The organism is Klebsiella sp. HN106 (assembly GCF_051209435.1).
Classification (GTDB): domain Bacteria; phylum Pseudomonadota; class Gammaproteobacteria; order Enterobacterales; family Enterobacteriaceae; genus Klebsiella; species Klebsiella oxytoca.
Genome location: NZ_JBLURD010000122.1, coordinates 1 through 393, shown reverse-complemented (window position 1 = coordinate 393; position 393 = coordinate 1). Strand labels below are relative to the sequence as shown.

Sequence of the window (393 nt, the reverse complement as noted above, 5' to 3'; positions counted from 1 at the left end):
CTGTCTGGCTCTCTGTCTGGCTCTCTATCCGGACTATAGTCTGTCTGTCTGGCTCTCTGTCTGGACTGTCTGTCTGGCTCTCTGTCTGGCTCTCTGTCTGGACTATAGTCTGTCTGTCTGGCTCTCTGTCTGGACTGTCTGTCTGGCTCTCTGTCTGGCTCTCTGTCCGGACTATAGTCTGCCTGTCTGGCTCTCTGTCTGGCTCTCTATCCGGACTATAGTCTGTCTGTCTGGCTCTCTGTCTGGACTGTCTGTCTGGCTCTCTGTCTGGCTCTCTGTCTGGACTATAGTCTGTCTGTCTGTCTGGCTCTCTGTCTGGACTGTCTGTCTGGCTCTCTGTCTGGCTCTCTGTCCGGACTATAGTCTGCCTGTCTGGCTCTCTGTCTGGCTCTC

Annotated in this window: 1 protein-coding gene; it reads right to left on the bottom strand. The window is 54.7% G+C overall.

The annotated features are described in order from the left end of the window. Positions 1-393, bottom strand: a 393-nt coding sequence (locus ACSIPU_RS30615; RefSeq protein ID WP_435322485.1) for a hypothetical protein, incomplete at both ends; no start/stop codon positions are given.